Source organism: Streptomyces sp. NPDC006512 (assembly GCF_040611935.1).
Taxonomy (GTDB): Bacteria; Actinomycetota; Actinomycetes; order Streptomycetales; family Streptomycetaceae; genus Streptomyces.
In genome coordinates this window covers 1-16,575 of record NZ_JBEXPG010000049.1, presented here as the reverse complement: position 1 = coordinate 16,575, position 16,575 = coordinate 1, and the positions used below count along the sequence as shown (strand labels likewise).

The following is a 16,575-nucleotide window of genomic DNA, read 5'->3' as shown; positions in this document are numbered from 1 at the left end:
CAAGCGCTCAGAGCCGCTGCGCGAGGGCGATGCCCAGGGCCACGATGAGCGTCACCACGACGAACACGATCAGCCGCTGGCGCATCAGCTTCGGATCCGGCCGCGAAGGCCGCCGTCCCGCCCCGGTCGTCCGCGGCGCCTGACGCCCGCCCGTACGCCCCGCCGTGGACCCGGGGTTCCGCGGGGACGAGGGCCGCGAGTGCGGCCCGCTGTGCGGGGCCTGCGCGCGGGGCGTGGGCGTACCGCCTCCCGTACGGCGCTCCGTGCGCTGCTCGGCGTACTCGTCGGCCAGCCGTCCCGTCGGCCGCTCCGCCCGGGCGCGCTGCGCCGGCGGCCGGCCGTCGCCCAGCCCCTGCGCCTCGCGGGCGGCGATCTCCTTCAGCCGCATCGACAGCTGGAGGGTCGTGGGCCGGTCCTCCGGGTCCTTGGCCAGGCAGGCCGACACCAGCGGCGCGAGGGCGTCCGGCACCCCCTGGAGGTGTGCCTCCTCGTGGACCACGCGGTAGAGCATGACCTCGGAACTGCCGTGCCCGAACGGCGAATCGGCGGTGGCCGCGTAGGCGAGGGTGGCGCCGAGCGCGAAGACGTCCGTGGCCGGGGTGACGGCGGCGCCGCGCACCTGCTCGGGCGCGAGGAAGCCGGGGGAGCCGACGGCGGTGCCCACGTGCGTGAGGGTGCTCGCACCGGTGGCCCACGCGATGCCGAAGTCGATGATCCGCGGCCCCTTGGGGGACAGCAGGATGTTCGAGGGCTTGAGGTCCCGGTGGACCACCCCCGCCTCGTGCACGGCGACCAGGCCCTCGGACAGCGCCGCGCCGATGGCGGCGATCTGCGCGGCCGTCAGCGGGCCCTCCTCGGCCACCTTGTCGTGCAGCGAGGGGCCGGGGACGTACTGGGTGGCGAACCACGGCCGCTCGGCGTCCAGGTCGGCGGCCACCAGCCGGGCCGTGCACCCGCCGCGGATCCGCCGGGCGGCGGACACCTCGCGCGCGAAGCGCGAGCGGAACTCCTGGTCCTCGGCCAGATCGGGCCGGATCACCTTCAGGGCGACGCGCTGTCCGCGCCGGTCGGAGCCCAGGTAGACCACGCCCATGCCGCCGGCGCCGAGCCGCCGGTGCAGTCTGAACGAGCCGACGACACGCGGGTCCTCGCGCCGGAGCCGCATCATCGCCATGTCCACCCCGCTGACCGGTCGTCCTGTTGACCTGGCACAGCTTACGGACCATCCGCCATGTGCGCTCAGAGGCCGCGCCCTCGCCGCAGGATTCGATTGTCAGTACGGGGCAGGCCACTTGGGGGTTCATCCGCCCGATCGGGCAGTCTTTGTCCCGAACCCGTGTCATTCCCCAAAGGGCCCTCGCGGCAAGGCGATTGGCACCTCGCCGGTCCTTCCGGGCGGCCGGGCGCGGTCCGCTTCCGCCCGAACGGCCGCAGGGGCGCGTCAACGCCCGGTACGAGGACACGCGTGCGCGGGGAGTGACGGAAGTGAGCGAAGTCACTACCCTCCGGTCATCCCCTCCGGGAAGACCCCCACATCGGGGGAGCGGTCTCCACCCAGGGGAGTAGTCGGGGGCGGGGACGTCATCCTCCCGGAGGCCCGGCAATGGGTACGAGGGCATGAGGCCAGGGGCCTTCCGCCCGCCTAGTGTTGAAGACAAGCGGCGGGTGGCGCACTCGTCCCCCGAGGTCAAACCCGCCGCTGCCAAACGACAGGGAGAGGACCATGGCGGACATCGCACGGCAGGGACGCAAGGCATTCGCGTTCAACGGCCATGAGTCCGGTACGCGTCACCCGCTGGTGGCCGCGGCCATGGTGCTCCCCCTGGCCGCCCTCCTGCTCTTCGTCTTCGGAGGATTCGATCAGGTGGCGGCACAGGCGTCGTCCGTGGGCGTGATGCTGGGGCGCTGAGCGGCGCACCAGGCCCGGGAGAGCGGCCCGGGCCGGGACATCGGCCTGTCGAACCCCGTGGGGACGGGGGCGCGACGGACGGCAGGTGAAGGGTGTTGCCCGTACGGCTGGGGAGCCGGACGGGCAGCACCCTTTGTCGTACCCGCCCGGCCGACGGCGGAATGCCGGGGGAGCCCCGTACCCTCCAGGTGGGAGAAGGGGGGCGCGATGATCCGGTACGCGACGCCGGGCGGTGTCACGGCCGTACGGACGGGCGCTCCCGCGACCCGCGCGCAACGGGCCGCCGCATGACCCCCGCACTGCCCGCCGCGCTCGCGGCCTGGGGCTCCGGCGCGAGCGGACGGCCGTACGAACTCCTCGCCGACCGGCGCGACGGCACCGTGGTGCGCTGCGGGGACACCGTGGCCAAGGCCCACGCCGGGGACGCCGACGGGGAGGCCCTCGCGCTGCGGCTGCGGATCGCCGGCGCCGACGCGCTGGCCGGGGTGCTGCTGCCCCCGCTGCGGACCGGATCCCTCCAGGGCCGCCCCGTCTCCCTCTGGCCCTACGGGACCCCCGTGGACCCGGAACGCCCCGAGGACGCCCCCTGGGAGGCCGCCGCCCGGCTGCTCGCGGCACTGCACCGCACCCCGCCGGACGCCGTCCCCGGCCCGGTCCCCCCGATGCGCGGCCCGGCCAAACTGGCCCGGGCCCTGCGCCGCCTGACCCGGGCCCTCCCGGCCGCCCACCGCACCGAGCCCGGGGCCGCGCCCCCGCACCCCGTGCCGGACCCCCGCGAACACCCCCGCCCGCCCGTGCCCGCCGTGGCGCTGCCGCACCCCCCGCCGGAACACCCCCGGGCCGCCCGGGCCGTCCTGGCCGCCGCCGCGACCCTGCCGCGATGGGCCCGGGGCGAGGCGGTGGCTCCGCCCGGCGGGGCGCTGTGCCACGGCGACCTCCACCTCGGGCAGCTCGTGCGCCACCCCGCCCCGGTCGGCCCCTGGCGGCTCATCGACGTGGACGACCTCGGCCTCGGCACCCCCGCCTGGGACCTGGCCCGCCCCGCGGCCTGGTACGCGGCGGGGCTGCTCGCGCCGGAGGCGTGGCTGCGCTTCCTCGACGCCTACCGCGCCGCGGGCGGCCCGGCCGCCGGGCCGCCCGGCACCGACCCCTGGCCGGAACTCGACCTCGCCGCGCGGGCGCTGACCGTGCAGGGCGCGGCCCTCGCCCTGTCCAAGGCGGCGACGGCACGGCGTCCGCTCGACGGGGCGGAGCGGCTGATGGTGGAGTCCTGTGCCCGAATCGCCACTCTCCCGCCCGAGTTGGCTCCGCACCCCCCGTCGTAGGGTGAGGGCCACGCCACCGGGCATGCATCCGGTGTCGACGCGAACGGCGAGGAGTTGATCCGGTCATGCAGTGTCCGAAGTGTCACGCGATGATGCACACGTACAACCGCAACGGTGTCCAGATAGAGCAGTGCAGCGGCTGCCGCGGCATCTTCCTCGACTACGGCGAGCTGGAGGCGCTGACCCGCCTGGAGTCCCAGTACACGGCCCAGTACGGGCAGGTTCCCCCGCCCGCCGCGCCGCCGGCCCCCTACCCGGCCCCGCACGCCGCCCCGGCGCCCGCCTGGGGAGCTCCGCAGCACGGCGGGCACGGCCACCACGGTCACCACGGCCACCACAAGGGCGGCTTCGGCCGGATGCTGTTCTCGTCCTGAGGCCCAAGCGCCGCCGGAACACGCGGAAGCCCCGACCGTCGAGACGGCCGGGGCTTCCGGACTGTGCGCGATACTGGGATTGAACCAGTGACCTCTTCCGTGTCAGGGAAGCGCTCTCCCGCTGAGCTAATCGCGCGGGCTTCACGGCTCGAACGCCGCGGGTCAAACAGTACTACAAGTCATGCAATGAACTGCGTGCGCGATACTGGGATTGAACCAGTGACCTCTTCCGTGTCAGGGAAGCGCTCTCCCGCTGAGCTAATCGCGCGGGGATCCTTGCGGATCAGTGGACGATACTGGGATTGAACCAGTGACCTCTTCCGTGTCAGGGAAGCGCTCTCCCGCTGAGCTAATCGTCCTTGGAGGTGGAGACGGGATTTGAACCCGTGTAGACGGCTTTGCAGGCCGTTGCCTCGCCTCTCGGCCACTCCACCATGGAGCTGCGGGGGTTCTCGGGAAGAAATCCCCCACTTCGAGCGGACGACGAGACTCGAACTCGCGACATCCACCTTGGCAAGGTGGTGCTCTACCAACTGAGCTACGTCCGCAGGTCACCGTGTTCGCTCCGGGGTTTCGGCCCCTTCGCTCCCTGGCGACGTGTTGAACTCTAGCGGATTCCCGGGCCAGCTCAAAAACGCGTTTCCGCAGCGTGCTGCCGCACGATCACCGCCGGTCACCCGTCCGTCACCTCACCGGCGCCATCGCGTCACCGGTCATAGACTCGCAGCCGTGCACGACCTGCCTCCCCTGGCCCGCTTCGGCGGCCTCCTCGCGACCGACCTCCGCGACGTCACCAGTGACCCCTCCGCCCTCGACTCCACCGGGTTCTGGGCGGTGGCCGCCGACTTCGAGGGGCGGCTGGTCTGCGCGCGCTTCGGGGACATACGCCCTGATCCCGTGCCCCCGCCCGTGCCCGGCGCCTGGTCCGGGCCCGATCCCGACGACTGGTCCTCCTCCCTCGACCGCGCCGCGTACGTCACCGGCGTCCGCAGGATCCGCGAGTACATCGCGGCCGGGGAGGTCTACCAGGCCAACCTCTGCCGTGTGATGTCCGCTCCGCTGCCCGACCCGGGCGCCGCCGACGTCGACGCCCTGACGAGCCTCCTGGCGCGCGGCAACCCGGCCCCCTATGCCGGAACGATTCGGCTGCCGGCGCACGGCGTGGAGATCGCCACCGCCTCCCCGGAGCTCTACCTCAGCCGTTCCGGTTCGCGCGTCGCGTCCGGACCGATCAAGGGCACCGGCCGCACCGCCGCCGACCTGCTCCCCAAGGACCACGCCGAGAACGTCATGATCGTGGACCTCGTCCGCAACGACCTCGGCCGCGTCTGCGCCACCGGGTCCGTCACCGTCCCCGAGCTGTGCGCCGTGGAGGAGCACCCCGGTCTGGTCCACCTCGTCTCCACCGTCAGCGGCGAACTCGCCGACGGCGCCGGCTGGCCCGAGCTGCTGGCCGCCACCTTCCCGCCCGGCTCGGTCACCGGCGCGCCCAAGTCCTCCGCGCTGCGGATCATCGAGGAACTGGAGACGGCCCCGCGCGGCCCCTACTGCGGCGGCATCGGCTGGGTCGACGCCGACCGGCGGACCGCGGGGCTCGCCGTGGGCATCCGTACGTTCTGGATCGACCGCGAGGCCCCCGGCGGACCCCGGCTGTGCTTCGGCACCGGGGCGGGGATCACCTGGGGGTCCGACCCCGACCGCGAATGGGCCGAGACGGAGCTGAAGGCCGCCCGGCTGCTCGCGGTAGCGTCGGGCAGACACGAGACGCACGACCTGAGTGGAGGGACCGTACGGTGAGGATCTGGCTCGACGGAGCACTGCGGGACGCCGAGGACGCCAAGGTGTCGGTACTGGACCACGGACTGACCGTGGGCGACGGCGTCTTCGAGACGCTCAAGGCCCAGGACGGCCGGGCCTTCGCCCTCACCCGCCACCTCGACCGGCTGACCCGCTCCGCCCGCGGCCTCGGCCTGCCCGACCCGGACCTCGACGAGGTCCGCCGCGCCTGCGCCGCCGTGCTGGAGGCCAACCCCGTGCCGCTCGGCCGGCTGCGGATCACCTACACCGGCGGCCTGTCCCCGCTCGGCTCCGACCGCGGCGAGACCGGCCCCACCCTGGTCGTCGCCCTCGGCGGCACCACCCGCCGCCCCGACACCACCGCAGTCGTCACCGTCCCCTGGGTCCGCAACGAGCGCTCCCCGCTGACCGGCCTGAAGACCACCTCCTACGCGGAGAACGTGGTCGCCCTGGCCCGCGCGCACCGGGAGGACGCCTCCGAGGCCCTCTTCGCCAACACCGTCGGACAGCTCTGCGAGGGCACCGGCTCCAACGTCTTCGTCGTCCTCGACGGCGAACTGCACACCCCGCCCGTGGCCTCCGGCTGCCTCGCCGGGATCACCCGGGCCCTCGCCGTCGAATGGACCGGGGCCAAGGAGAGCGACCTCCCCTTCGACGTACTGGAACGCGCCGAGGAGGTCTTCCTCACCTCCACCCTGCGCGACGTCCAGGGCGTCCACCGGATCGACGGGCGCGTCCTCGGCGCCCCCGGCCCCGTGACCGCCAAGGCGATGCGGGTCTTCGACGAGCGCGCGGCCTCGGACCTCGACCCGTAGCCACGGGGCCGCGGGGCGGGTAGAACTCGACGATGACCACCACCCTGCGGCCGAGCGGGCCGCTTCAGCAGAGCGAGGGCGGCGCGCGCTCGCGCCCCTACGAGGTCCGCGTGAACAGCAGGCGCGTCGGGGCGCTCCTGATCGCCGCCGACACGCCCTTCGGGCCGACGGTCGGCGAGATCCGGGACCTGGCCATCGACGCGCCGGACCGCGGCCGCGGCCGGGCGACGGTCGCCGCGCTCGCCGCCGAGGAGGTGCTGCGCGGCTGGGGCTGCCGACAGGTACGGATCGCCGTCCCGGCCGGCTCGGCGGGCGGACTGCGGCTGGCGGCGGCCCTCGGGTACGCCGAGTACAGCCGCAACATGGCCAAGGAGCTCCCGGACGGGCCCCCGGCCCTCCCCGCCGGGGTGCTCGGCCGCCCCATGACGGCGGCCGAGTACGAGGTCTGGATCGCCCGCGCCCGGGAGGCGTACGCCGCGACCTGGGTCGGCCGGGGCCTGACGCCCGAGGCCGCGGCCCGCAAGTCGGCCGCCGACCACGACGAACAGCTCCCGCGCGGCCTGGACACCCCCGGCGCCAGCCTGAACGTCCTGGAGGCGGCCGGCACCCCCGTCGGCCAGGTGTGGGTCGCCCAGCGCGACGGGAACGCGTACGTCTTCGACGTCGAGGTCTCCGAGGGGTACCGGGGCCGCGGCCACGGGCGGGACCTGATGCTCCTGGCGGAACGCGCCGCGCTCGCGGCGGGCCACCGGGTCCTGGCGCTGCACGTCTTCACCGCCAACACCCCGGCCCTGCGGCTGTACGAGTCCCTGGGCTACCGGACCACGTCCTCCAACCTCGCCAAGGAACTGATCTAGGCCGGTCAGCCCGCGAGCAGCCGGTCGGCGATCTCCTCGATGCGGGCGCGCAGGCCCTCCTGGCTCTTGCCCCCGTCGAGGCGCTCGCCGTCGATCACGTAGGTGGGGGTGCCGGTGACGCCGATGGCCTTGCCCTCGGCCTGGTCGGCGTCGACGATCAGGATGTGCCGGCCGTCGATCAGGGCCGTGTCGAACTCCTCCGCGTCCAGACCGAGTTCACGCGCCACGTCGAGGAGCAGCGCCTCGCCCCGTTCGGCGAGCTCGGCGGTCCGCGCCAGTACCGCCTCCGCGTACGGCCAGCCCCGGCCCTGCTCCACGGCCTCCTCGGCGGCCTGCGCCGCGGCGAAGGAGTGCTTGTGCTTCTCCAGCGGGAAGTGGCGCAGCCGGATGTCCAGCCGGTCGCCGTAGCGGGCGCGCAGGGCCCGTACGTCGTCCAGGGCGCTGTGGCAGTCCGGGCACTGGAGTTCGCACCAGACGTCGAGGATCACGGAATCGGTCATGGGGACAGTCTCCCAGCCCCGCACCCGCGCACCCGAACCGGACCGGTGCCCCAGGGCCCCGCGCACTGGACCCTGGGGAGGAGGCCGGACCCGGAGATGTCCCGGAGATCGGGCGGTGCGGCGTGCCGGGCATGGCCGGGGCGGCGGTGGGCGGTGCAGGATGGAGGGGACAGACCGCCCGTCCGACCACCGCCGGAGGACCGCATGCTTGCCGAGACCATATGTTCCGCGGTGTCAGCGGCCGGCCTGGGCATCGCGGCCGTCACCGCGTACCGCAGGCGGTTCCTGACCGCCACGCGCATCGCCGCGTACGCGCTGGTGCCGGCCGGGCTGGTGCTGACCGGTGTCGTGGGCTGGGTGTCGGGGATGGTCTTCAAGCCGTCCGTCTGGATCGGCTTCGGGCTGCTGGGCCTGGCCTGGCTGCTCTTCGTGACCACGCGGACCGTCGAGCGCCGCCGCCTCGGCAAGGACCCCGAAGCCGCGGCCGCCGGGGCCCCGAAGGCGGCCAAGGGCCGACGGGGCCGCGGCGCGGTCGCCCCCACGGCCTCCGCGCCCTCCCTCGGATCCGGCTCCCGCCCGGCGCCGCAGGCCCGACCGGCCGCGGCCGCTCCGGCGGACGACTTCTCCGACATCGAGGCGATCCTCAAGAAGCACGGCATCTGACCCGGGCCCGCGCGGGGCTGCGGCCGGCCGCCGTAGCGGAAGCGGGGTCCCGGCCGGGGGAGAAGCGCCCGGGAACCACCTGAACTGACGAGTGCGGGCGAACTGACGCGTCCGTACTGGCGTGTTGGGGGCAGATTCGGGGCGTGCTGCGCGATCATCGCCCCGACATGCTCGAAACATCGCCGGGCGATCCGCCGGCTCCCGCCCCCGTCGCCGAGGCCCCCCTCGCCGAGGAAGGGCGCGGTTGTCTGTTCGCCCTTTCCCAGCCCCCCTTGATGATCTTCCTAGGGGTGATCGGGACCCTGCTGCTGCTCGCTGCCGTGCACGACCTGTTCCTGCTCTGAGGCCTCGGGGTGGGCGTCCGCCTCCTTGCGGCGCGCCCGGTACGCGGCCACGTGCAGCCGGTTCCCGCAGGTCCGGCTGTCGCAGTAGCGGCGCGACCGGTTCCGCGACAGGTCCACGAAGGCCCGCCGGCAGTCAGGCGCCTCGCACCGCCGCAGCCGCTCCTGCTCGCCGGAGACCACGATGAAGGCCAGGGCCATGCCGCCGTCGGCCGCCAGGTGGTCGCCCACCGAGGCGCCCGGCGCGAAGTAGTGCACGTGCCAGTCGTAGCCGTCGTGGTCGGTCAGCTGCGGGGTGGTGCCGGCCGTGGCGACCAGCTCGTTGATCAGTACGGAGGCCGCACGGGGGTTCGGTGCCGCGAAGACCTGGGCGAACTTGCCGCGCACGGTCCGGACGCCGGCGAGGTCGCGGACGCCGAGCTCGCCGACGTCGCTGATCGCGTACTCCTGGACGAAGCCCCGCAGCGCGCCGATGTCCGAGAGGCCGTCGGGCTGGTCCGGTTCGGCCGCGGTGTTCACCAGCGCGACGACGACGTCGAGCGCGCGACGGGTGTCGTGGGGGATCTGCACGGGGTCGCTCCCTGAAGGCCGGGCCTGCCGCGACGGTCGGCCGTCGCCGCTGGTGGCCGACTCTAGCGCCTCCCCGCAAGGGGTTACCGGGAGGATCGGGCCGCGCCCGAGCCGCAAGCGCGTCGGCGCCGCCCTCGCGGTTGGCTTCCGCGAGAACAGCGCCGGCACGACCGTATGTGGTTGTCCGACCCACACCGTCGCCCCGAGTCGGACGGTGTCGAGCGGCTGTATGCCTGGCTCAGCTTTCGGCCAGGATGTGGGAGAGCTCCTTGTCGAGGTCGAAGTGCCGGTGCTCGGTCCCGGGTGGAACCGCGGCGTCCGTCCGCTTGAGGAACGATTCGAGTGCTCGTGCGGGGGCTTCGAGCAGTGCTTCTCCCTCCGGTGAGCTCAGGGCGATGCAGACAACGCCCTGGCCGTGGCTGCGGGACGGCCAGACGCGGACGTCGCCGGTTCCGGTGGGCCGGTGGAGGCCCTCAGCGAGGAGGTCGCGGGCGAATACCCATTCGACCGTCTCCTCGGCGCCGGTGTGGAAGGTGGCGTGCACGGCGTAGGGGTCGGCCGTGTCATACCGCAGGCCCGCGGGAACAGGCAGTGAGGACTCGCTCGACACAACGAGGCGCAGGTGCAGCTCGCAGCTGACCGTGGTGTTCATAAGCGCCAGGGCCTTTCGCTCAGTGTGCGCTCGGGGATTCGCACGTCGGCGAAATCGACATGCCACCTACGGTGGCGTTGTAAACCCCTCTGACCGTTTTGCGGACCTCTGGGTCCCTCGGACGGCGGATCCAAAGCGGCGTTCACGTGTGCTTCGGCCTCCGGTAGATTCGGCGGCATGAATACGGGGAGTGACCGCGAGACCAATGAGTCCGCGACCGGCGGGACGCCCGCCGAAGGAACGCCGCACGTGCCGGAAGAGGCGCCGCACGTGTCGAAGGCGCCCGCCTTCATCAAGGCCAACCGCAGCCTCCACCTGAGCTGGCAGGTCGGCGTCTTCATCGTCGGCCTGGCCGTCATCGGCGCCGGCATCGCCATGCTGGTCCTGCCCGGACCCGGCTGGGTGGCGATCTTCGCCGGCCTGGCGATCTGGGCCACCGAGTTCGCCTGGGCCCACCTCGTCCTGCGCTGGACCAAGCGCAAGGTCAGCGAGGCCGCGCAGAAGGCGCTCGACCCCAAGGTCCGGCGCCGCAACATCATCCTGACCAGCGTCGGCCTCGTCATCGCCGGTGCGCTGATCGGCTTCTACCTGTGGAAGTACGGGCTCACGCTGCCCTGGAACCTCAAGGACCAGTGACCGGACCGGCGCGGCGGGCATGGTCCTGGAGCACCGCTGACATGCGGTAATGTTTGCGGTGCGTCCGGGCGATTAGCTCAGTGGGAGAGCACTTCGTTCACACCGAAGGGGTCACTGGTTCGAACCCAGTATCGCCCACCCGGACCGAGGGCCCGGAGACTCGAAAGAGTCTCCGGGCCCTCGGCGTTTCCGGGGTTTCCGGCACTCCCGGCGTTTCCGCCGCTCCCGGCCCCGGACCCGTGCCTCAGTGGAGCCTGCCCAGCGCCGCCCGCAGCCGCCGGGCGTCACGCAGCCGCTTCTCGTACGTCGCCCCCACCGCCAGCAGCAGCAGGCCCGCCAGGGCCGGCGGCAGCCAGCGCGGCAGCGCCCCGACGACCTGCACCACGTACGGGGCCAGCTCGTGCAGGGCCACCGCCGCCAGCGTGGCGCCGCCCAGCAGCAGCGGAGCCTGGAGCCGGCGGTGCGCACCGGCCAGGGTCAGCGCCAGCGCCGCCAGGCCCAGCAGCAGCGGGCGCAGCCAGTGGGCGTCGGCCCAGGCGGCGGCCAGGCTCGGCAGCAGGGTCGCCCCCAGCCCCGGCCCGTACGCCGTCCAGGATGGGGCCGCCGGATCCCTGCGGCGCCGCAGGAAGCCCACCGCCAGCGCCAGCACCGACACCGGCAGGGTGTACGCCTCCGGCTCGCCCACCCCCGAAGCGGCCAGCCGCACCCAGGACGCCGCCACGAACAGCGCCCCGGCCGCCCAGCCCAGCGGACGCCGGTCCGCCCGCAGCGCCGCCCCCGCGCACAGCACCCCGCCCAGCGCGAGGACCAGCGCCAGCACCGGCGGATCACCGGCCGCGAGGACCACGGCCACGGCCCCGGCCGCCGCCGCGGCGGCCTCCGCCGCCACCCGCACCGGACCCAGCCGCGGCGCCGCCGCCAGGGCCGCCGCCGGAGCCGCCAGTACCGCCACCCCCTGCCAGGACACCGCGAGCCCGGCCAGGGCCGCCAGCGACAGCGCGAGCGCAGCCCCGTACCCGACGGCCAGCGCCGCAGCACCGGCCCGTACGGGCACCCAGGCGCGCCCGTACGCCGCTCCCAGCGCCGCCCCGGCCCCCAGCAGCCCGAACACCGCGAAGGTGGCCACGCGGCCGTCCAGGGCGGCCACGGACACGTTCAGCGCCCCGGCCGCCGCGCACACCGCGGCCGCGCAGCCCACGGCACGCTCCGGAGCCCGCAGCGCGAGCACCCCGGCCGCCGCCGTCACCGCGAGCTGCGCCGCCAGCACCACCGGCACCGGCGGGCCCAGCAGCAGCGGCGCCGTGAACAGCCCCGCCCAGCCGGCCACCACGGCCACCACCGCCGCCTCCCGGCGCGGCAGCTCCCGGGCCAGCCACCAGCCCGCCCCCGCCACCAGCAGCAGCACCACCGCGAGCGCCGCCCCGGCCCCCGCCGCACCGGGGGCGGGGGTCGTCGGCGCCCAGACCTCGTCCAGCACCCCGGCCCGGGAGGCCAGCACCGACCCGGCCGCCGGCACCGCCGTCAGCGCCGCCAGGGCGGCCACCGCCGCCCCCGCCCGGAGCAGGCCGCGCCGGACCTGCTCCGGGAGGCCGGCCGCCCGTACGGCCGCCAGCAGCGGCAGCGCCGCCACGAGGTGCACCACCACCGGCCACATGTCCCCCCGGGCCGCGTGCCCGGCCGGAACCAGCGACCCGGCCGCCGCCACCGCGGCCAGGCCGCCCACGAGCGCGGCCGCCGAAGCCCGCCGCTCGCGCCAGGCCACCGCCACGCCCAGGGCGGCCCCCGCGGCCAGCAGCAGCGCGGGACCCGCCGCCCCGGGCTCGTCCAGGGACACAGCCAGCCCCGTCAGCAGCGCGATCGCGCCCGCCACCGCCGCCGTCACCCAGGCGGTCACCCGCACCGGACGCCGGGTCACCGTCACCGCGAGCACGCCGTCCAGCGCGGCGGTCGCCAATACCGCCCAGCCACCCCCGACCGGGCCCGCCCCCGCCGCGTAGGCGGCCAGCGGCAACGGCAGCTGCGCGGCCAGCACCGCGACGGGCAGCGGCAGCCGCAGCCGGGCCAGCGCCGATCCGTAGCCCGCCCACAGCGCCGCCAGCGCCGCCGTCGCCCCGGCCGCGTACGCGACGCCGTCGACCCCCGGCAGCCCGGCCGCGTGCAGCGCGTACGCGTCGAGCACCGTCAGCAGCAGCCCCACCGCCGCCACCGACTCCGCGGTGGAGCGCAGCCCCCGGCGCAGCAGCGCCACCGGCGCCGCCAGCGCGGCCCCCGTCACCACGGCCAGCACCACCGAGCGCCCGGCGATCCCGAGGGAGCCCCAGCTGACCAGGGTGAAGGCCAGCGCGGCCACCGCCAGCAGCACCGCGCCCAGCGTCAGCAGCACGTTCTGGGCGCTGCGCGGCGCGGCCGCCTTCGGCGCGGACGCGGGCGGGAAGCCGGCCGGCACGGCCCCGCTCGGCACCGGGTGGAGCAGGACGCGCAGCAGCCAGTCCCGCCGGGACAGCAAGTACAGCCGCCGGGCGTCGAGTTGGACCAGCTCTTGGTCGACGAGCGCCAGCTCCTCGGCCGGCGACAGGGGGGTGTTCATAAGCGGAGTGTGGCGCCCGTCACGGCATCAGGACATGGGCGGGCGTACTCAGATCGTCCTGAGTACACGGGAGGGGCGCGCTCCGCCGAACCGCCCGCACGGCGCCGCCCGGCGCGCCACACTGGTGCCATGCAGCGCTGGACGCACTACCGCTTCCGCAGCGTGTGGGACCTCGACGCCCCGCCCGCCCTGGTCTTCTCCCTGCTGGAGGACCCCGGGCAGTACCCCGCCTGGTGGCCCCAGGTCCGCCGGGTCGAACCCGCCGGCGAGGGCACCGGCACCGCCCTGATCCGCTCGGCCCTCCCGTACGGCATCCGCGTCAGCCTCACCGGCCTGCTCCGCGACCCGGCCCGCGGCGTGCTGGAGGTGGCCCTGCGCGGGGACATCGACGGCTGGGCGCGGTGGACCGTACGCCCGCGCGGCGGGCCCGCGGCCGCCCGCACCCGGGCGCTGTACGAGCAGGAGGTCGACGTACGGGCGCCCCTGCTGCGCAGGTTCGCCGTGCCCGGGCGGCCGCTGTTCCGGCTCAACCACGCCCTGATGATGCGGGCCGGGCGGCGCGGTCTCGCGGCCCGCCTGACGGCCGGACCGGAAGCGGTTTGAACAGACCCCGCGCCTCTTGTATTGTTCAGTCCGTTCCCGGGCGATTAGCTCAGCGGGAGAGCACTTCGTTCACACCGAAGGGGTCACTGGTTCGATCCCAGTATCGCCCACCGGGACAGGCCGGTCCGTCTGATGACGGACCGGCCTTCCGCATGTACGGGGTCCCGCACTACGCGGCCTGGTTCAGCTCCGGACGCAGCGGCCAGTGCGGATCCACCGACTCCGGAGTGCCCTGCCGGGCGAACCACGCCTGGAGGCCCCGCGCCTGTGCCGCGTGCCACACCGCCTGCAGCGTGTGCAGTTCGGCCGGCGTCAGCCGCTCCAGCCGCCCCGCGAACCTGCGCCCGACCGCCCGGACGAGCTCCAGCGAAGCCAGCGCGTCCACCGACGCGTCGTGCGCGCCCTCCAGCTCTATCCCGTAGTGCGCGCACAGGTCCGTCAGCGTGCGACGGCCCTTGCGGTAGCGGTCCAGGTGCTTGTCCAGCACCCGCGGATCCAGCACCGTCAGCGGCCTGTTGTCCAGGTACCGCGCCAGCGACGACGCCCGGTGCCGGCGCAACTCCCGGTCCAGCAGCGTCAGGTCGAACGGCGCGTTCATCACCACCACCGGCCGCCCCGCCACCTGCTGCTCGCCCAGCGCGCGGGCTATCTCCTCCACCACCGGCGCCGGCCAGCGGCCGTTGCGCTGGAGGTGCTCATCGGTCAGCCCGTGCACTTCCGTCGCTCCCGGAGGTACCGGGACGCCGGGATTGACGAGCCATCGGGTGGTGCGGACCCGGCCCCCCGCACACTCCTGCACGACGAGCGCGGCGGACACGATCCGGTCCTGCTCGACGTCCACTCCGGTCGTCTCCGTGTCGAATGCGGCCAGCGGGCCCTCGTACCAGCGCGTCATGGCGAACTCCTCGTCCCCGGTCGGCAGATGGGGAGCACCCGGGCGCCGTCGCCTCGGAGCGTGCCACCCCCGCCCGAATCCGTGATACCCGGGCTGTTTGCCCCGTACGCCGTTTGCGGCCCCCCGGGTGCGGCAACAACTCCACAGGGGGGCCGTACACATGACCGGTCGTCACCCCACACCACTCACGGCAGGGCCCGGAAGGCATGGGGAGCCGGCCATGGCGCTCGCACAGCCCGAACCGGGCGGGGTGCTGCAGACGCGGACCGGTCCGCAGACCGGACCGCTGCGCGGCACACTCGCCACCACCGCCTGCATGGAGACCCTCCAGGTGGGCTACCTCCACGCCGTCGCGGCCGCCGCCGGCTGCTCGCTGTCCCAGCCCTTCCCGGACAACGGAATCGACTGGCACGTCAGCCACGGCGCGCCCGAACACGTCGTCGACGACGAGGTGACCGTCAAGGTGCAGCTGAAGGCGACCTACCAGGTACCGCCGAGGCCCGCCGGCGCCACCTTCGGCTTCACCCTCGACAACGAGCACCTGGTGAAGCTGGCCCGCACGCCCGTCGCCGTCCCCAAGATCCTCGTCGTGATGCTCGTACCGAGGGAACGCGAGCAGTGGCTCAGCGCCGGACACGACCGGCTCGACCTCAGGCACTGCTGCTACTGGACCAACCTCGCCGGAACCCCCGTGACCGGCAGGCGCCGGACCACCGTGCGGATCCCGACCACGCGGATCTTCGACGACCGGGCCCTGTGCGAGATCATGACCCGGGTCGGGTCGGGAGGGACACCCTGATGAACCGGCAGTCACCGCACCTCGAACCGCTGTCGTCCCCGGAGCCGGAACCGGGCGCGCCCGATCCCGCCCAGGTCGACCCCCAGGTGCTCGGCGCGCTGCTGCGCCGCCACGGCTGGCTGCGGCGCGGCGGCGCGGCGGGCCGCTACGGACGCTGGACCCCGCCCCCCGCCCACGCGCCGGGCGTCGTCGGGACCAGCCTGCTCGTCCCCGAGAACCGGGCCTTCCCCGACTGCTCCGACCTCCTGGAGGAGGCGCTGACCGCGCTCTCGCGCAGCGCCCTGCCGTCGGCGCGGGAGGTGCTGTTCGGCCTGAGCGTGCCCAGCGACGAGGTCCGCTGGGAACGCGAGATCATCCCCGAGGGCCCCTACGGCCGCCAGGGCGAGGCCGTCTGGACCGTACAGGAGCAGCTGCGCTCGGCAGCCCGCCGGATGCTGCTCGCCGGAGCCCTCGCCGACCGCGCCCGGGCCGGGTACTACGGGGCCCGCCACCGTGCGCAGGCCGAACGCACCCTGGACGGGGTGCTGGTGGGGCCCTCCCCGGGCGGGCGCAGGCTCACCGCCTACGTCCCGGTCGGCGGCGGCCGCGGCCCGGTGACCCGGCTGCACCACGCCCTGCACGCGGCCCGCGAGGCCGTGGACTACCGCCGGGCCACCGGAGGCATGGAGGCCTTCGACGCGGCCGTCGCGGCGGGGGTCAGCCGGGAGCTCGCCGACGCCCTCATCGCCCTGGTGCGGGGATCGGAAGGGGTGCGGATCGCACTGGCCTGGGCGCCGGCGGCCGGGGTCCCGGCCGGGTGCGCGGCCCGGCCCGAGCCGGTCGAGTTCTCGCCGGGCGACCTGCCGGTGCTGCGCGAGGCCGCCGACCGCTACACCCGGGACGAGCCGGCCGTCGCCGTCCGCGTCGCCGGGGCCGTGGTGCGGATGCGCCGCTCCGCCGCCGGGGGAGGGGGCACCGTACGGCTGCGCGTGCTGTCCGGCGCGGAGGTGCCGTACGTACGGGCCGCGCTCGACGAGGAGGCGTACCGGATCGCGGGCCACGCCCACCTGGTCGGCCTCCCGGTCCGGGTCAGCGGCCGCCTCCAGCGGCGCGGCGGCTTCCGCCGGCTCACAGACGCCACGGACGTGACGCCGGTCCCGCTGGACGAGGTCGAGCGGGACCGGCTGATGAAGTCCCTGGACTCGGCCTTCGACCCGGAGGACGTACTGCCCTCGGACGACTAGTGCCGTGCCGGGCGTCGCGACCCGGTGGA

17 protein-coding genes and 7 tRNA genes are annotated in these 16,575 nt (G+C 74.8%); 13 read left to right on the top strand and 11 right to left on the bottom strand.

Annotation, left to right across the window (positions count from 1 at the left end):
* Positions 1–7: 7 nt before the first annotated feature.
* Entirely contained in the window at positions 8–1,174 is a 1,167-nt protein-coding gene (locus ABZZ17_RS28745) for a serine/threonine-protein kinase (RefSeq protein ID WP_356880097.1), read from the bottom strand.
* Between the two features lie 549 nt (positions 1,175–1,723).
* Here ABZZ17_RS28745 and ABZZ17_RS28740 point away from each other — a divergent pair.
* From ABZZ17_RS28740 to ABZZ17_RS28730, 3 genes are all read left to right on the top strand, one after another.
* Positions 1,724–1,909 (top strand): hypothetical protein, encoded by a 186-nt coding sequence (locus ABZZ17_RS28740; RefSeq protein WP_356880095.1) that lies wholly within the window; start codon positions 1,724–1,726, stop codon positions 1,907–1,909.
* Between the two features lie 287 nt (positions 1,910–2,196).
* Complete coding sequence (locus ABZZ17_RS28735) at positions 2,197–3,234, top strand: phosphotransferase (protein ID WP_356880093.1); 1,038 nt, start codon at positions 2,197–2,199, stop codon at positions 3,232–3,234.
* Positions 3,235–3,299: 65 nt separating this feature from the next.
* Entirely contained in the window at positions 3,300–3,608 is a 309-nt protein-coding gene (locus tag ABZZ17_RS28730; RefSeq protein WP_356880091.1) for a zf-TFIIB domain-containing protein, read from the top strand.
* A gap of 64 nt (positions 3,609–3,672) precedes the next feature.
* On the opposite strand, the gene ABZZ17_RS28725 is transcribed toward ABZZ17_RS28730, so the two are convergent.
* From ABZZ17_RS28725 to ABZZ17_RS28705, 5 genes are all read right to left on the bottom strand, one after another.
* Positions 3,673–3,744 (bottom strand) — tRNA-Val (locus tag ABZZ17_RS28725).
* Between the two features lie 60 nt (positions 3,745–3,804).
* Positions 3,805–3,876, bottom strand: a tRNA-Val gene (locus ABZZ17_RS28720).
* A gap of 19 nt (positions 3,877–3,895) precedes the next feature.
* Positions 3,896–3,967 (bottom strand) — tRNA-Val (locus ABZZ17_RS28715).
* A gap of 1 nt (position 3,968) precedes the next feature.
* Positions 3,969–4,042, bottom strand: a tRNA-Cys gene (locus ABZZ17_RS28710).
* A 41-nt stretch (positions 4,043–4,083) separates the two neighbouring features.
* Positions 4,084–4,156 (bottom strand) — tRNA-Gly (locus ABZZ17_RS28705).
* 181 nt (positions 4,157–4,337) lie between these two features.
* Here ABZZ17_RS28705 and ABZZ17_RS28700 point away from each other — a divergent pair.
* Genes ABZZ17_RS28700 through ABZZ17_RS28690 form a run of 3 tightly spaced genes read left to right on the top strand, consistent with a single transcriptional unit; the run spans position 4,338 to position 7,077 of the window.
* A complete protein-coding gene (locus ABZZ17_RS28700) occupies positions 4,338–5,405 on the top strand; it encodes a chorismate-binding protein (RefSeq protein WP_356880089.1) in 1,068 nt (355 codons plus the stop codon).
* On the top strand, positions 5,402–6,220 hold the full coding sequence (locus tag ABZZ17_RS28695; RefSeq protein WP_356880087.1) for an aminodeoxychorismate lyase: 819 nt from the start codon (positions 5,402–5,404) through the stop codon (positions 6,218–6,220). The genes ABZZ17_RS28700 and ABZZ17_RS28695 overlap by 4 nt, the downstream gene beginning before the upstream one ends.
* 32 nt (positions 6,221–6,252) lie before the next feature.
* Complete coding sequence (locus ABZZ17_RS28690; RefSeq protein WP_356880085.1) at positions 6,253–7,077, top strand: GNAT family N-acetyltransferase; 825 nt, start codon at positions 6,253–6,255, stop codon at positions 7,075–7,077.
* Positions 7,078–7,082: 5 nt separating this feature from the next.
* On the opposite strand, the gene ABZZ17_RS28685 is transcribed toward ABZZ17_RS28690, so the two are convergent.
* Positions 7,083–7,577, bottom strand: a complete 495-nt coding sequence (locus ABZZ17_RS28685) for a DsbA family protein (protein WP_356880083.1) — start codon at positions 7,575–7,577, stop codon at positions 7,083–7,085.
* Positions 7,578–7,781: 204 nt separating this feature from the next.
* Here ABZZ17_RS28685 and ABZZ17_RS28680 point away from each other — a divergent pair, with 204 nt between their 5' ends.
* Positions 7,782–8,240: a hypothetical protein gene (locus ABZZ17_RS28680; RefSeq protein WP_356880081.1), complete on the top strand. Its 459-nt coding sequence runs from the start codon at positions 7,782–7,784 to the stop codon at positions 8,238–8,240.
* Positions 8,241–8,524: 284 nt separating this feature from the next.
* Here the strand turns inward: ABZZ17_RS28680 and ABZZ17_RS28675 are convergent, their stop codons facing one another.
* Complete coding sequence (locus ABZZ17_RS28675) at positions 8,525–9,151, bottom strand: CGNR zinc finger domain-containing protein (RefSeq protein ID WP_356880079.1); 627 nt, start codon at positions 9,149–9,151, stop codon at positions 8,525–8,527.
* Between the two features lie 238 nt (positions 9,152–9,389).
* The gene (locus ABZZ17_RS28670) at positions 9,390–9,803 is read right to left on the bottom strand and encodes an SsgA family sporulation/cell division regulator (protein WP_030011909.1); all 414 of its coding nucleotides are present in this window, start codon (positions 9,801–9,803) and stop codon (positions 9,390–9,392) included.
* Positions 9,804–9,980: 177 nt separating this feature from the next.
* Between ABZZ17_RS28670 and ABZZ17_RS28665 the strand changes: the two genes are divergently transcribed.
* Positions 9,981–10,439, top strand: a complete 459-nt coding sequence (locus ABZZ17_RS28665; protein WP_356880077.1) for a TIGR02611 family protein — start codon at positions 9,981–9,983, stop codon at positions 10,437–10,439.
* A gap of 66 nt (positions 10,440–10,505) precedes the next feature.
* A tRNA-Val gene (locus ABZZ17_RS28660) sits at positions 10,506–10,577 on the top strand.
* Positions 10,578–10,683: 106 nt separating this feature from the next.
* Here the strand turns inward: ABZZ17_RS28660 and ABZZ17_RS28655 are convergent.
* The gene (locus ABZZ17_RS28655) at positions 10,684–13,026 is read right to left on the bottom strand and encodes a hypothetical protein (protein WP_356880075.1); all 2,343 of its coding nucleotides are present in this window, start codon (positions 13,024–13,026) and stop codon (positions 10,684–10,686) included.
* A 129-nt stretch (positions 13,027–13,155) separates the two neighbouring features.
* Here ABZZ17_RS28655 and ABZZ17_RS28650 point away from each other — a divergent pair, with 129 nt between their 5' ends.
* Both ABZZ17_RS28650 and ABZZ17_RS28645 read left to right on the top strand, forming a co-directional pair.
* Entirely contained in the window at positions 13,156–13,629 is a 474-nt protein-coding gene (locus ABZZ17_RS28650; RefSeq protein WP_356880073.1) for an SRPBCC family protein, read from the top strand.
* Between the two features lie 38 nt (positions 13,630–13,667).
* Positions 13,668–13,739: transfer RNA gene (locus ABZZ17_RS28645), tRNA-Val, on the top strand.
* Positions 13,740–13,798: 59 nt separating this feature from the next.
* Here the strand turns inward: ABZZ17_RS28645 and ABZZ17_RS28640 are convergent.
* A complete protein-coding gene (locus tag ABZZ17_RS28640) occupies positions 13,799–14,524 on the bottom strand; it encodes a 3'-5' exonuclease (RefSeq protein WP_356880071.1) in 726 nt (241 codons plus the stop codon).
* 220 nt (positions 14,525–14,744) lie between these two features.
* On the opposite strand from ABZZ17_RS28640, the gene ABZZ17_RS28635 reads away from it, so the two are divergent.
* Positions 14,745–15,323, top strand: a complete 579-nt coding sequence (locus ABZZ17_RS28635) for a DUF4365 domain-containing protein (protein WP_356880069.1) — start codon at positions 14,745–14,747, stop codon at positions 15,321–15,323.
* Positions 15,323–16,546: a hypothetical protein gene (locus ABZZ17_RS28630; protein ID WP_356880067.1), complete on the top strand. Its 1,224-nt coding sequence runs from the start codon at positions 15,323–15,325 to the stop codon at positions 16,544–16,546. Before ABZZ17_RS28635 ends, ABZZ17_RS28630 begins: the two co-directional genes overlap by 1 nt.
* Positions 16,547–16,575: the final 29 nt, after the last annotated feature.

Coding starts and splice junctions, on each gene's coding strand:
- ABZZ17_RS28650 (WP_356880073.1), top strand. CDS start 13,156: ATGCAGCGCTGGACGCACTACCGCTTCCGCAGCGTGTGGGACCTCGAC.
- ABZZ17_RS28655 (WP_356880075.1), bottom strand. CDS start 13,026: ATGAACACCCCCCTGTCGCCGGCCGAGGAGCTGGCGCTCGTCGACCAA.
- ABZZ17_RS28730 (WP_356880091.1), top strand. CDS start 3,300: ATGCAGTGTCCGAAGTGTCACGCGATGATGCACACGTACAACCGCAAC.
- ABZZ17_RS28670 (WP_030011909.1), bottom strand. CDS start 9,803: ATGAACACCACGGTCAGCTGCGAGCTGCACCTGCGCCTCGTTGTGTCG.
- ABZZ17_RS28735 (WP_356880093.1), top strand. CDS start 2,197: ATGACCCCCGCACTGCCCGCCGCGCTCGCGGCCTGGGGCTCCGGCGCG.
- ABZZ17_RS28630 (WP_356880067.1), top strand. CDS start 15,323: ATGAACCGGCAGTCACCGCACCTCGAACCGCTGTCGTCCCCGGAGCCG.
- ABZZ17_RS28635 (WP_356880069.1), top strand. CDS start 14,745: ATGGCGCTCGCACAGCCCGAACCGGGCGGGGTGCTGCAGACGCGGACC.
- ABZZ17_RS28685 (WP_356880083.1), bottom strand. CDS start 7,577: ATGACCGATTCCGTGATCCTCGACGTCTGGTGCGAACTCCAGTGCCCG.
- ABZZ17_RS28690 (WP_356880085.1), top strand. CDS start 6,253: ATGACCACCACCCTGCGGCCGAGCGGGCCGCTTCAGCAGAGCGAGGGC.
- ABZZ17_RS28640 (WP_356880071.1), bottom strand. CDS start 14,524: ATGACGCGCTGGTACGAGGGCCCGCTGGCCGCATTCGACACGGAGACG.
- ABZZ17_RS28680 (WP_356880081.1), top strand. CDS start 7,782: ATGCTTGCCGAGACCATATGTTCCGCGGTGTCAGCGGCCGGCCTGGGC.
- ABZZ17_RS28745 (WP_356880097.1), bottom strand. CDS start 1,174: ATGGCGATGATGCGGCTCCGGCGCGAGGACCCGCGTGTCGTCGGCTCG.
- ABZZ17_RS28740 (WP_356880095.1), top strand. CDS start 1,724: ATGGCGGACATCGCACGGCAGGGACGCAAGGCATTCGCGTTCAACGGC.
- ABZZ17_RS28665 (WP_356880077.1), top strand. CDS start 9,981: ATGAATACGGGGAGTGACCGCGAGACCAATGAGTCCGCGACCGGCGGG.